Source organism: Meridianimarinicoccus sp. MJW13 (assembly GCF_014901205.1).
GTDB lineage: Bacteria > Pseudomonadota > Alphaproteobacteria > Rhodobacterales > Rhodobacteraceae > Meridianimarinicoccus.
This window is the reverse complement of the sequence record NZ_JACNMU010000004.1, coordinates 216,919-229,746: the sequence shown is the minus strand read 5'-3', so window position 1 is coordinate 229,746 and position 12,828 is coordinate 216,919. Positions and strand designations below refer to the sequence as shown.

The following is a 12,828-nucleotide window of genomic DNA, read 5'->3' as shown; positions in this document are numbered from 1 at the left end:
TGCGTTCGGGCTAGAAAGTGCGGATATCGCTGTCGGGGCTGATGGCTATGATCTGCCGCAGGCCCAGATCGCGGCGCAGTTGTGCTGCCATCTCGCGCAGGGCGCGGGCCGGGACAAAGCACAGCGCCGTGGACATCCCGTCGGCCAGCGTTGCGGTTTCGGCCTCGACACTGACGGTGGACCACAGCGCGGGCTGGCCCTGCGGGCCAAGGATGTGCCCCCGGGAACCCAGACGCATGGCATCGGGGCTGGAAGTCGCCATCGCCCCATCGGTCAGGCGGCGTGTCAGGACAGGGCCAAGGGTCGGATCCTCGACCCCGATGCGCCACGGCCCGCCACGGGCCGCAAGTTCGCCGACCTGCACCAACCCCCGTGCCATGCCGTGCCGACGCAGGACATCGGCCACAAGATCCGTGGCCAACCCCTGCGCGATGCCGTTCAGGGTCAGTTGCTGGTCGGGCTGCAGGGTGATCGCAGACGGTCCCTGTTGCACCCCGGTCCAATCCACCAGTGCTTGCACCGGGGCAGTCGGCCGCCCTTCCGCCAAAGCGCGCCACAGCGGTTGTACCGTGGGATCGAACAGGCCGCCCGTGGCCCGGTGCAGCCGGTCGCACAAGGCCAGCAGGCGGATGAAATCAGGGTGCGGGTCGGCCAGATGCCCCGTGCGATTCAAGCGCGACAGGGCCGAGGCGTCGTCGAACAGGTTGAACTGGGCCTCGACATGGCGCAGCACGCCCTGCACCTCGGCCATCACGGCGGCGGTCTGATCGGCGGGCCCCTGCAGCACCAGCCGCGCCTCGGCGCCAAGGGCATGTCCGGTCCAGACAGCGTGGGCCTGCGCGGGCAGGGCCACGCCTGCGGCGGTGGCTGCGGCAAGAATGGTCAGGAAGCGGCGGCGGGTCTGGCTCATGGGATCACCACGCCACCGGATTCGGCACCCTTCCGTGGCGGCCGCGCGGCCTTGCGCCCGGCCAGAACCAGCGGCACGCAGGTGGTCTCGTCCTGGTAGATCGAGACGCAGTCGAGGCACTGGAAGCACTCGGAATAATTCACCTTGCCCCGTGCATCGATGGCGCCGTAGTTGCAACGCACCTTGCACAGTTGGCAGGGGCTGCCGCATTCCACCCGCCGGGCGATCCAGCTGCGCTTGCCAAAGACGCGCCCCACCGCGCCGGCCCCGGCCATGAAAGCCCCCAGCGGACAGGCATAGCGGCAGAATCCCTTGAACAGCACCAGCCCCAGCGCCAGCCACAGCCCGGCATAGGCGACATACAGCCAGTCGCGCTGGAAATGTACGGTGATGGCGGTCTTGAAGGGCTCGATCTCGGCCACCGTGTCGATCTCGGCGGGCACCAGCAGCGCGGTCAGCACCAGGGCGGCCAGCAGCCCGTATTTCACCAGCTTCAGCCGGGCATCCCAACGCGGCGCGGGCTCGATCCGGGGCAGGCGCAGCAACCGTCCGATGTGATGGGCAAACTCCTGCAGCGCGCCGAAAGGGCACAGCCAGCCGCAGAAGAATCCGCGTCCCCAGGCGATCAGACCCAGTATGGCGGCGATCCAGACCAGCAGCGAGAACGGATCATACAGAAGAAACGACAGGCTGCCGCCCTCGGTCATCGTGCGCAGGACGCCCAGCACGGTGACGATGGACAATTGTCCCTGGCCCCACCAGCCGACGAACCCCAGCACGAAGGCCAATGTGGCCAGCCGCAGCGGCGTGAAACCACGCAGGGCCGCCACCCGGTTTTGCGCGGTCCCCAGCACCAGCAGCAGCCCGGCCAGAAAAGCCCCCAGCACCAGAAGATCGGCCTGCCGGTTCAGCAGCGCCTCGCGCCATGGCGGCAGGGGGGTGACCGGTTCGGGGCGGATGAAGAACCGTGGATCCGTGGTGTGGGTCAGGCTGAAACTGGCTGAACCCAGTTCGGGCTGGAACATGCCATGCGCGCGCATCGCCTGGGCGTGCAATTGCCAGGGCCGGGTCGGGTCGAACCCCAACCGCCGGTCGGTGCGCAGGATCATGCTCACCCCATCGTGCAGCGCCTCGGGCAGATCCTCGGCCAGTTCCACGAACAGATCGGCATCGCGCAGTGCCACCGGATACCCGTCCTGTTCCGCGGTCAGCCGGTCAGGCGCGGTGTTGCGCACGAAGTCATCCGACACCAGCCCGTGACGGGCGGTGTCGATGACCAGCAGCGGCTCGTCGCTGCCCGACACGGCCTTGAACCGCGCCAAGTCCTCCAGCGAGTCGGGGTCCAGAACCGCCCGCGCGATGGACGGCGGGCCGATGTCGATGACCCAAAGATCCAGATAGGCGCCAGCAGGATCGGCCAGCGCCTCGGGATCATCCGTGGCCCAGATCGTCCCGGCAAAGGCCTGCTGCACTTCGGCATTGGTGACGTGCAGATGCCCGACCAGCCCCTGATCGACCAGCGTCTGCCAGTCCAGATCCTCGGTATGGTCGGGGTCGGGATGGGCCGGGGGACCGGCGGCAATCCCCTGCATCTTCTCACGCGCGACCTGCAGGGTAGCGGCCATCAGGCTTTCGTGGGCGATGCGCACGCTGGCGGTGGCCTTGGTCACCCCGTCCAGATACACCAACTCGCTGCCATCGCCGCCGGCGCCATAGGGCGTGCCCACCACCAGCACATCGCTGATCGAATGGCCGCGATACTGTTCGAAGAACCTGTGAAACGCCGCCTCACCAAGACCGGAGACGAAAATCGGCTCGTTGTGGCTGACAAGCTGGACGTTCTGAAAAGTGCCCTGAAGATCCAGCGTGACCAGCAGGTTGATCGGCGCGCCGGAAAAGCCGGGCAGGGGCGCCATCGGCTCGGTCTCGAACACGAACCCGGCTTCCGCACCCCCCGAATTGAGCAGGCTGTAGACCCCTTGGGCATTCAACGGCTCGCCCAGCGAAAACGGCGGCACGATTCGCGCTGCGATCTCGTCGCGCGGCAGCGGCTCGGCGGCCAGCGGCAGGGCGCAGGTCCACAGGGCAAGGCACAGCAAAAGGCGCGACAGAAGGGTCATGGGCCAACCCTAGACGCCGCCCCCGTGCGCCCAAATGCGACTTAGGTCGAAACGTGGCCGCTTGCGTCTTCGACTATGATCGCAACCAGCCAGAGGAGGCCGTCATGTCAACACCGTACCGCAGTCCCAAGGGCATCGAGCCCGTTGTCTCTCTGGCCGGTCTTCTGCTGCTGTGGATCGTGGCCGCGCATCTGACCGACGATCCCTCGGTGTTGCCCGGTCCGTTGACCGTGCTGACCATCGCCGGGCAAGAGTTCGCCTCTGGCAAGCTTCAGTATCACGTGCTGGCCACATTGGGCCGGGTGGCGGTAGCCTTTGCGCTGGCCATGGGGTTGGGCGGGGCCCTGGGTCTTGCTCTGGGAAGCTGGTCCGCGCTCGACCGCTGGATATCGCCCTGGGTCACGGTGTTTCTGAACTTGCCGGCGCTGGTGGTGATCGTGCTGTGCTATCTCTGGTTCGGGTTGAACGAACCCGCGGCCATCCTGGCGGTTGCTGTCAACAAGACCGCGATGGTGGCCGTGACTGTACGGGAGGGGGTGCGCAGCCTTGATCCCCAGCTCAGCGCCATGGCGCGCCTGCACCGCATGTCGCCTCTGGCCCGGTTCGCCCATGTGATCTGGCCGCAGCTCTGGCCCTATGTGGCGGCCAGCACCCGCAACGGTCTGGCGATGATCTGGAAGATCGTGCTGGTGGTGGAATTCCTTGGCCGCTCAAACGGCGTCGGTTTCCAGATCCACCTCTATTTCCAATTGTTCGAAACCGGCCATGTGCTGGCCTATGCGCTCAGTTTCGTGGCGGTGATGCTGGCCCTTGAATATGGTCTGCTGCAACCACTCGACCGTCGCAGCCGGCGTTGGCAGGCCACCGCCACCGCAAGCTGATCGCGGGGCTTCCTGTCAGGGCCGAAGTCGACCGCCGCAACCCGTCCGACCCGCCATCCCCGGCACAGGCGCCGCCGCCGTGGTGACGCGCCCCCCCCCGCCAATTCTTCTTGGCAAAAATACTCCCGCCGGAGGCATGAAATCTCTTTCGCCCCGCGCCCCGCAATCCCCGAATAGCAAAACGCACCCCGGTCTCCCGGAGTGCGTCGCAGGGCCCTGGGCCCGTGGTTGTGGCGTGGCTCAGTTGGCCGCGGCCAGCTGCTTGGGCAGACGGAAGGTCCACAGCAGCCCGCCCTGGTTCAGGTAGTTGACCTTCGAGGCCACTTCCCCGCCCCACAGCGGCACGGCACCGCCCCAGCCGGACATCACGGCGACATACTGCTCGCCATCCTGTTCCCAGGTGATGGGCTGGCCGACGATGCCGGATCCGGTCTGGAAGCTCCACAGGATCTCGCCGGTTGCGTCATCCAGCGCCAGGAACTCGCCTTCGGGGGTGCCGGTGAAGACCAGACCGCCCGCGGTGGTCATCACCCCGCCCCACAGCGGCGCGTCGTTCTTGTATTCCCAGACCCATTCGCCGGTGGCCGGATTGATCGCCTTCAGGCTGCCGATGTGATCTTCGTACATGGGCTTGATGGTGAATCCCGATCCCAGATAGGCAGCGCCCTTCTTGTAGGAAATCGGCTCGTTCCAGATGTCCATGCCCCATTCGTTGGAGGGCACGTAGAACAGGCCGGTCTTCTGGCTGAAGGCCATCGGCATCCAGTTCTTGCCACCCAGGAAGCCCGGGGCCGAGAACACGGTCTGGCCCTTGTTGCCTTCGGCTGCCTCCGCCGGATTGCCGGGGCGGTTTTCCTCGACGAAGATCGGGCGGCCGGTCTCGTCGATGCCCGAGGCCCAGGTGATGTCCTTCACGAAGGGATGGGCATCGACAAAGCTGCCATCCTCGCGGTTCAGGACGTAGAAGAACCCGTTGCGGTCGGCGGTGCCGAAGCGCTTGTTGCCATCGGCATCGGTATAGGCGACGACCTCGTTCACACCGTCATAGTCCCAGCCTTCGCGCGGGGTGGTCTGGAAGTGCCACTTGATCTCGCCGGTGGCCGGATCGATACCAAGGCGGCTGGCCGCATACAGGTTGTCGCCCTTGTTGCCTTCGACCGGCGTGCCGGCGTTGCGCAGGTGGCTGTTCCAGGGGGCCGGGTTGCCGGTGCCAAAGATCAGCGTGTCGGTGTCGATGTCATACGAGCCGCCCAGCCAGGTTGCCCCGCCGCCGGTCTTCCACATGTCGCCTGGCCAGGTGGCGTTCAGCGTGCCGGTCATGGTGCTTTCTTCGCCGTTGAGCGTGCCCATGTGACCTTCGATCACCGGGCGCGTCCAGACCACGTCGCCGGTGTCGGCATCGCGAGCCTGCACCTCGCCGACCACGCCGAATTCACCGCCCGAGTTGCCGGTGATGACCAGCCCGTTCACGATCAGGGGGGCCGCGGTGTAGGAATACCCTTCCTTGTAGTTGGCGATCTTGTCGCGCCACACCACATCGCCGGTCTTCAGGTCCAGCGCCACGATGCGCGCATCCAGGGTGCCGAAGAAGATCTTGTCGCCGTAGATGGCGCCGCCCCGGTTGATCACGTCACAGCAGGGCAGGATGCCTTCGGGCAGACGCGCGTCATACTGCCAGATTTCCTTGCCGGTTTTCACGTCGATGGCATAGAGCCGCGAATAGGAGCCGGTGACATACATGATCCCGTCATGCACCAGCGGTTGGGCTTCCTGCCCGCGCTGCTTTTCTCCCCCCAGGCTGAAGGCCCAGGCCGGCACCAGGTTGGCAACGTTGTCCTTGTTGAGTGTCTCCAGCGGGCTGTAGCGCTGCAGGTGGCGGCCCATGCCGTTGGTCAGCACGCTGGTGGTGACGGTCTGGTCGTTGGCCAGGTCGGTCTCGGTGACGTCGGCCTGGGCCACGCCAGCAGCCAAGGTCGTCAAGACAACGGTGGCAATGAATCGATTCATGGGGTCCTCCCTCGGGTTCCGGTGCAGATGGGCCGGTTCGGGCACATCTGTCTGACCGCAAGCCTACGGGCGGGGACATTTCCTTCAACGCTGCTTAGGTCGTACGACTTTGACCCTGTTGACAGCGCACACAGGGTGTCCACACGGGGTGATTCAGATCTGCCGCCCCGATCCGGTGGACACCGACTGTACCCGCGACATGGCAAGGGGCGCCGCAACGCCCCCCTGATCTTGCTTGTGGCCGCCGGGCGTCCCCGAAGCCGGATCTGTACCTGACGGTTCAGTTTGACGTCTCGACACTCAGGCTGTCCAGATAGGCCAGAATGAAGTCCTGCACTGTGCGATCCTCGATGCCGACGTGGCGCATCTTGGTGCCGGGCATGAAGCCGTCGTTGTCCTCCATCCAGGCGCGCAGGGCCGCCGGGGTCCAGACGATGCCCGAGGCGACCAGCGCGTCGGAATAGTCGAAGTCGGGCCAGCTGCCCGCGGTGCGGCCCACGATGTTTTCCAGCGGCGGCCCGTACGAGGCATGCTCTACATCGACCGCGTGGCAGCGGCGGCATTCGGCGTCGAACAGGGCCGCCCCGGCGTCGATCTTGATCTGCTCATAGCGGATATCGGCCCCGGCGGGCAGCGTCATGGCCCCGGTGCAGGCCAGCGCCAGAGCGAGGGGTGTCATGAACCGTTTGGTCCTGGTCATGGGATTCTCCTGTGGTTTGGGTGGGTGTCAGCTATCGCGCCCTCCACAGAGCCGATCTTGATCGGAGTCAAAACTACGACCATCTGGCAGGCGGTGCTTTGGTCGTAATTCCCGACATGTCTGATCGTGGTACGTTCCCGCAGACCTTGGAGGAGGGAATGATGATGATGATGAAATCCCTGACCGGCGCGGCCGTCGGCCTGGCCCTGAGCGCCGTCGCGGTAATGGCGGAAACGCCGGTCCTGCGTGCCGCCGTTCTGGAATTCGGCACCGTCAACTGGGAGCTGGATACGATCCAGCATCACGGTCTCGACGCTGCCCACGGGTTTGACCTGCAGGTGCAGGGTCTGGCCGGGGGTGCCGCCGCCAAGGTTGCCTTCCAGGCCGGCGAGGCGGATGTGATCGTCTCGGACTGGCTCTGGGTGGCGCGGCAGCGCGCGGCGGGCAAGGACTATGTGTTCATTCCCTATTCCAAGGCGGTGGGCGGCATTCTGGTCAGCCAGGACAGCCCGGCCCAGACGATCGAGGATCTGAAGGGGATGAAGATCGGCATTGCCGGCGGGCCGCTCGACAAAAGCTGGCTGATCCTGCGGGCCTATGCGGCGCAGGAATACGGCATGGATCTGGCGGCTGACACCGAACAGGTGTTCGGCGCGCCGCCGCTGATCTTCAAGACCGCGCTGCAGGGGCAGACGCAGGGTGCAATAAATTACTGGCATTTCATGGCCAAGATGGAGGCCGCCGGGATGCGTCGGCTGGTCGATGTCTCCGACGCCGCCGCCGCCCTTGGGCTGGACCCGGAAACCCCGCTTCTGGGCTATGTGGTGACCGGCGACCTGGTGGCCGAAAACCCCGCGATCGTTCAGGCGCTTGCGGCGGCTTCGGGCGATGCCAAGGCGCTTCTGGCCAGCGATGATGCCGAATGGGATCGCCTGCGCCCGCGCATGAATGCCAAGACGGATGTGCAGTTCGAGGCGCTGAAGGCGGGCTTCCGGGCCGGTATCCCGGCCCCCGGTCCGGTGGATGAAGCCGCCGCCGACCGCATGTTGCGGCTGATGGCCGAGCTGGGCGGCGAAGACCTGCTTGGCAGTGCCACGCAACTGCCCGACGGCGTGTTCCTGCGGCCCGGCTCCTGAGCCCGATGACCCGGCATTCCCGCGACATCGTTCTGAACACGCCCGATGCCGGGCGCCCGGTGCTGGATCTGTCCTTGCCGGGGTTGTCGCTGAACGGGGCCGAAATTCTCGGCCCCGTGTCCCTGTCGGTGGCCATGGGAGAGACCCTGGCGCTGACCGGCCCCTCGGGCATCGGCAAGTCCACGCTTCTCAACCTCATCGCCGGGCAGATCACCGCGCCAGGTCAGCAACTGACCACGCGTGGCAGCATCGGCATGGTGTTTCAAAGCCCGACCCTGCTGCCCTGGCGCAGCGCTTGTGACAATCTCACCCTGACGACCGGCCTGTCCCGTGCCGCCGCCGGCAAGGCCCTGGCCGAGGTCGGGCTTGCCGGGAAGGATCACCTGTTTCCGGGTCAGATGTCGCTGGGCCAGCAGCGGCGGCTGTCGCTGGCCCGCGCTTTTGCCCGCGCGCCGCAATTGCTGTTGCTGGATGAGCCCTTCGTGTCGCTGGATCCCGATCTGGCCGACAACATGATGGCCTTGTTTGCCCGGATGCGTGCCGCCCGCGGCAGTGCGGCCATCCTCGTCACCCATTCCCAGGTTGAAATCGGCAGGCTCGCAACCCGCGTCCTGCGGCTGGACGGCAAACCCGCGACTCTGTTGCCCGCCTGACCGGGCCGAGAGTCTGTGCCGGACGCCAGGTGCGGCGGCGCACATCCTACCCCTTGCGCCGGATCATCCCACGGGCCGGGTCATAGCCCCACAAGGCCAGCCCCATGAAGCCAGCAGCCGCGCCAAGGGTGACCAGAAGCGCCGGCAAATTGAACTGCCCGTACAAGGCAAATCGGATCAACTCCACCGCGTAAGTAAATGGGTTTGTAGCACAAATCACATAAAGAATCTGCGAACTTTCGGCCATTTTCCACAACGGATACAGGGCCGACGACAGGAAGAACATCGGGAAGATGACGAAATTCATCACGCCCGCGAAATTCTCCAACTGCTTGATCAGGCTCGACAGGGCCAGCCCCAGACCGCCCAGCATCAGCCCCGCCACCAGAAGGGCGGGCAGCACCGCGATATACCCGGTCCAGCCCACCCGCACCCCGAAGGCGGCGGCAATGGCCAGAAACACAAGCGCCTGAAGCATCGAGATCAGGGTCGAAGCAAGGATCTTGCAGGTCAGCAACCACCAGCGTGGCAGCGGCGAGGTCAGCAGCAAGCGCATGGCGCCGGTTTCCCGATCGTAGACAAGGCTCAGCGAGGATTGCATCCCGTTGAACAGCAGGATCATCCCGCACAATCCCGGCACGATGTAGGTCTCGTAGGTGATATAGGTCTGGTAGGGCGGGATGATCGACAGGCCAAGTGCGGCCCGGAACCCGGCGGCAAAGACCACAAGCCAGACCAGCGGACGCACCAGTGCTGCCAGGAACCGCTCGCGCTGGTGCACAAAGCGCAGCGCCTCGCGCGTGACAATGGCCACAAGGGCGATGCGCGCGGCGCGGGGATCAAATGGCGCCATGTTGCGTCCCGTCGGTCAGGTCCAGAAAGACGTCGCGCAGAGGACCCTGCGGCGCAAAAGCGGCGGCGGTGGTATCGGCCAGAATGCGGCCCTGGTGCAGCACCAGCAGCCGGTCCTCGGGCAAGACCTCATCGGTCAGATGCGTGGCCCACAGCACGGTGATGCCCCGTTCCGCGGCCAGCGTGTGCACATGGGCGGTGATATCGGCCCGCGTGGCGGCGTCCAGCCCGACTGTGGCCTCGTCCAGCAGCAGCACCCTGGGATCGTGCAGAAGCGCGCGGGCAATCTCGACCCGGCGCTTGTGCCCGCCGTTCAGGTCGCGCGCCCGCTCGTGCCCCCGGGCGCGCATCGCCAGCCGGTCCAGCACCGCGTCGATGCGATGCTCGCGGTCACGGCCCGCGATCCCATGCAGCGCCGCGAAATAGGCCAGGTTGCGGCGCACGCTCAGGTCAGGGTCCAGCGTGGTTTGCTGAAACACCACACCCATGGTGGCCAGCGCCGCATTGGGCGCCCGCGACAGATCGTGACCCATGACCTCGATCCGCCCCTCGGGCGTCGTGAACAGCCGGGTCATCAGGCTGAACAGTGTCGATTTCCCCGCCCCGTTCGGCCCCAGCAGGGCGCAGAAAGCCCCCGGCGCCAGGTCGAAGCCAACCCCGTCCAAGGCCCGCTTCGCACCATAGGAAAACCCCAGGCCCTGAACGGAAAGAGCGGGTGCCGCCGTCACTTGATGGTGATCTCCAGCCGCTGGGTTTCGCCTGTGGAGCCGGGGATCTTCAGGTAGTACTGGCCGGGCTTGATGGCGACAAAACCGATCTCCATTTCGCCGGCCTCGTCAAACTCGATGCTGTCCAGTCCCAGCGGGCGGATCTCCAGCCCCTCGACCACGATCTCGTCGATCCAGATCGCGCGGAAGAACTCCGGTCCCACCAGTGCCAGTTCCTGGCTGCCGTCGCCCTGGATTTCGAATTCGTAATAGGTGCCCGATGCCAACTCCCACGGTGCGTCGGTCAATGGCACCCCTGCCGAAAGCTGGATGGGCGGCAGATCTTCCTTGTTGCTGGCCGACAGGATGCCGGCAAGACCGAAGCCATCGTCATCATCGGCCAATGCCGCGGGCGCAAGGGGCAGGGCGAACAGGGCCAGGGCGGTGATCAGGGTTTTCATGGTGTGTTCCTCGTGTCTAGTTGGAATGTTTCGGATCCAGGGGGCCCGAGTGTCAGGGGCGCAGGGCCGCGCCCCAGGGAAAGCGGCCCACCTTGATGGACTTGATCGCCGTGCGTTTGGCCACGTCCACGACGGTCACATCTCCCGACACACCGTTGGTGGTGAACAGCAGGTCCTTGTCGGGCGAGAACGCCATGTGCCAGACCCGGCGCCCAACCAGGATGTAGTCCTCGACCTCGTAGGTTTCGGCGTTGACGACAGCCAGATGGTTGGATGGCCCAAGCGCCACGAAGGCATGGCTGTCGCCTTGGGTGAACTCGAACCCCACGGGCTGAACCCGGTCCGGATGGATGCCGTCCACCTCGAAGGCAATCTTCGCGATCTCGGCCTGTGTCGCGGTGTCGAACACGGTGATGGTGCCGCCGATCTCGGAACTGACCCACAATTCGCGCCCGTCCTTGACGAACTCCGCGTGCCGGGGCCGGGAATCCACCAGCGTGTTGGCAAACAGCTTCTGCGTTTCGGTGTCGATCCAATGCGCCATATTGGTGGTCTCTGAGGTGGTGATGGCGACCTTGCCATCGGGGCTGACCGCCATGCCCTCCGGCTCAATGCCGACATCGATCTGCGCCACGACCCGGCGCGTTTCGGTGTCCACCACGGTGGTGATCGCGTCATCCTCATTGGCAATATAGAGGTGGCGGTCATCGGGATGCAGCACGAACTGTTCGGGGTCTTCCCCCGATGGCAGATCGTGCAGGATCTCGCCCGAAACAGGATCCATGACCTGCACCGTGTCGCTGTCCGAGGCGCAGATATAGACCCGGCTGAAATCGTGGGAAAAGGTGATGCCGCGCGGCCGTTCTCCGGTCGGGAGCGTGCGGATCACCTCCAGCGTGTCCACGTCGATGACACTGATGGTGTCATCCTTTTCGTTGGTCACCCAGATCTCCGCGCCGCTGGCGGGCATCGTGACCAAGGCAAGCAGGGCAGCAGTTCGAAGAATGGTCATGGTCGGTCCTTTTTCTCGAAGGGCAGCGTGGGGGTTTGCCACCCCCACACCCCCGGCGAGTACTTCGAACCAAGAAGAAGAGTGGGCGTTTCTTCTTGGTGACAATACTCCGGGGGTGCGGGGGCTGGCCCCCGCATGGAAGGGATCAGGCCGCATAGGCGGCACAGTCGGATTCGGGGGCATCGAGCCCGAGCGTGTCCAACTCGGTGCGCTGATGCAGGAAGCCTTCCAGCGGTGCCTGGGTCACCAGAGCACGGGGGTGGGTCAGCGGGATGGGTTGGCGCAATTGCCCGTTCCAGGCGCGGTAGGTCAGGGGGCGGCCCTTGAACCCGGCCAGTTCGAAGTCCGCGGACATCAGGAACTCGTGCAGCGTGGGCGCGTCGCTGGTCGCGCCGCGGGTCACGGCCTCGCCGATGCTGCGCAGGGCGGCCCAGGCCGCGTAGTCCTGGGGGTGCATCTGGCGGCCTGTCAGCGCCCGGAAGCGGGACTGCAGCTGTGCCGCGCCCCATTGTTCGACCACGGGTGCCCAGGCCGTTGCGGTCAGCCCTTCAGAACCCGCGACCGGGCGCGGCAGCCATGTGTTGTAGGCGATGTAGCGTCCGAAATCACCGGTTTCATCGGCCACCAGAAGGGCATCGTATGTGCCCAGATCCTGGGTGAAGAGCGGGACTTCCTGGGCCGCCTGGCGCCGCATGTCGGCGTCGAAAGCCCATGTTTTCCGCGCCCCGATCTTCAGGCCGAATTTTTCTGCCGAATGCTCCAGTGCTGTGGCGAAAGCCATGTCTTCGGGATGACTGCCTTCGATCATAGCCAGCTTGGTCCAGCGCCGCTTCACAAGAAATTGCGCCAGCGCATCGGTGCGCATGGCCAGCGACGGTGCGCTGTGCAGGATGTTGGCGCGGCAGTCCTGACTGCGCAAAGAGATGTCCTCGGCGGAGGTGTTGAAGATCAGTGCCTTGGCGGCCTCCGGCAGATCGGCAATGGCCAGAAGCACATCAGCCGGGGCATCGACGATCAGCAGGTCGGTGCCGGTCAGCGCCTGGCGCGCAGCGGCCAGAGGATCTTGGTCCAAGGGGATCGAAACCGCGTCAAGCGTGTAGACATGGCCCAGGAACCGGCCGGTGGTGGCATTGTCCTGCTGGGCCAGTTGCGCGCCTGCCAGGCCAAGGTCGGCGGGCTCCGGGTCAAGGTTGGACAGGACCGGCGGTTGCGGCGTTTCCACGTGCAGGTAGGTGACATCGATGCGGGTTTCGGCGACCGCTGCCCAGGGCAGCAGGACCAGCGACAGCATCAGGGCGGCAAGTGGTTTCATGCGATCATCTCCTCCGCCGCCAAGGTTACGGATCGCGTCAGGCTCAGCCATACGACCATGGTCGCGGGGCCAACCAA

12 protein-coding genes are annotated in these 12,828 nt (G+C 65.6%); 3 read left to right on the top strand and 9 right to left on the bottom strand.

Annotation, left to right across the window (positions count from 1 at the left end):
- Positions 1-10: 10 nt before the first annotated feature.
- Both H8B03_RS09000 and H8B03_RS08995 read right to left on the bottom strand, forming a co-directional pair.
- Entirely contained in the window at positions 11-910 is a 900-nt protein-coding gene (locus H8B03_RS09000) for an FAD:protein FMN transferase (protein ID WP_193141407.1), read from the bottom strand.
- Complete coding sequence (locus H8B03_RS08995; protein ID WP_193141406.1) at positions 907-3,030, bottom strand: 4Fe-4S binding protein; 2,124 nt, start codon at positions 3,028-3,030, stop codon at positions 907-909. The genes H8B03_RS09000 and H8B03_RS08995 overlap by 4 nt, the downstream gene beginning before the upstream one ends.
- Positions 3,031-3,134: 104 nt before the next feature.
- Between H8B03_RS08995 and H8B03_RS08990 the strand changes: the two genes are divergently transcribed.
- On the top strand, positions 3,135-3,911 hold the full coding sequence (locus H8B03_RS08990; protein WP_193141405.1) for an ABC transporter permease: 777 nt from the start codon (positions 3,135-3,137) through the stop codon (positions 3,909-3,911).
- Positions 3,912-4,151: 240 nt separating this feature from the next.
- On the opposite strand, the gene H8B03_RS08985 is transcribed toward H8B03_RS08990, so the two are convergent.
- Positions 4,152-5,918, bottom strand: a complete 1,767-nt coding sequence (locus H8B03_RS08985; protein ID WP_193141404.1) for a PQQ-dependent methanol/ethanol family dehydrogenase — start codon at positions 5,916-5,918, stop codon at positions 4,152-4,154.
- Positions 5,919-6,198: 280 nt separating this feature from the next.
- Positions 6,199-6,618: a c-type cytochrome gene (locus tag H8B03_RS08980; RefSeq protein WP_394355458.1), complete on the bottom strand. Its 420-nt coding sequence runs from the start codon at positions 6,616-6,618 to the stop codon at positions 6,199-6,201.
- A gap of 158 nt (positions 6,619-6,776) precedes the next feature.
- Between H8B03_RS08980 and H8B03_RS08975 the strand changes: the two genes are divergently transcribed.
- The gene (locus H8B03_RS08975; RefSeq protein ID WP_394355457.1) at positions 6,777-7,754 is read left to right on the top strand and encodes an ABC transporter substrate-binding protein; all 978 of its coding nucleotides are present in this window, start codon (positions 6,777-6,779) and stop codon (positions 7,752-7,754) included.
- Positions 7,755-7,759: 5 nt separating this feature from the next.
- Entirely contained in the window at positions 7,760-8,407 is a 648-nt protein-coding gene (locus tag H8B03_RS08970) for an ATP-binding cassette domain-containing protein (RefSeq protein ID WP_193141403.1), read from the top strand.
- A gap of 46 nt (positions 8,408-8,453) precedes the next feature.
- Here the strand turns inward: H8B03_RS08970 and H8B03_RS08965 are convergent, their stop codons facing one another.
- The 5 genes from H8B03_RS08965 to H8B03_RS08945 form a co-directional block, all read right to left on the bottom strand.
- Positions 8,454-9,260 (bottom strand): ABC transporter permease, encoded by an 807-nt coding sequence (locus tag H8B03_RS08965; protein ID WP_193141402.1) that lies wholly within the window; start codon positions 9,258-9,260, stop codon positions 8,454-8,456.
- Positions 9,247-9,987 carry an ABC transporter ATP-binding protein gene (locus H8B03_RS08960; RefSeq protein WP_193141401.1) on the bottom strand — a complete coding sequence of 247 codons (741 nt, stop codon included), beginning with the start codon at positions 9,985-9,987 and terminating at the stop codon, positions 9,247-9,249. The genes H8B03_RS08965 and H8B03_RS08960 overlap by 14 nt, the downstream gene beginning before the upstream one ends.
- Positions 9,984-10,427, bottom strand: a complete 444-nt coding sequence (locus H8B03_RS08955) for a hypothetical protein (protein ID WP_193141400.1) — start codon at positions 10,425-10,427, stop codon at positions 9,984-9,986. Before H8B03_RS08955 ends, H8B03_RS08960 begins: the two co-directional genes overlap by 4 nt.
- A gap of 52 nt (positions 10,428-10,479) precedes the next feature.
- On the bottom strand, positions 10,480-11,439 hold the full coding sequence (locus H8B03_RS08950) for a YVTN family beta-propeller repeat protein (RefSeq protein ID WP_193141399.1): 960 nt from the start codon (positions 11,437-11,439) through the stop codon (positions 10,480-10,482).
- 145 nt (positions 11,440-11,584) lie between these two features.
- The gene (locus H8B03_RS08945; RefSeq protein WP_193141398.1) at positions 11,585-12,751 is read right to left on the bottom strand and encodes an ABC transporter substrate-binding protein; all 1,167 of its coding nucleotides are present in this window, start codon (positions 12,749-12,751) and stop codon (positions 11,585-11,587) included.
- Between the last annotated feature and the right edge of the window lie 77 nt (positions 12,752-12,828).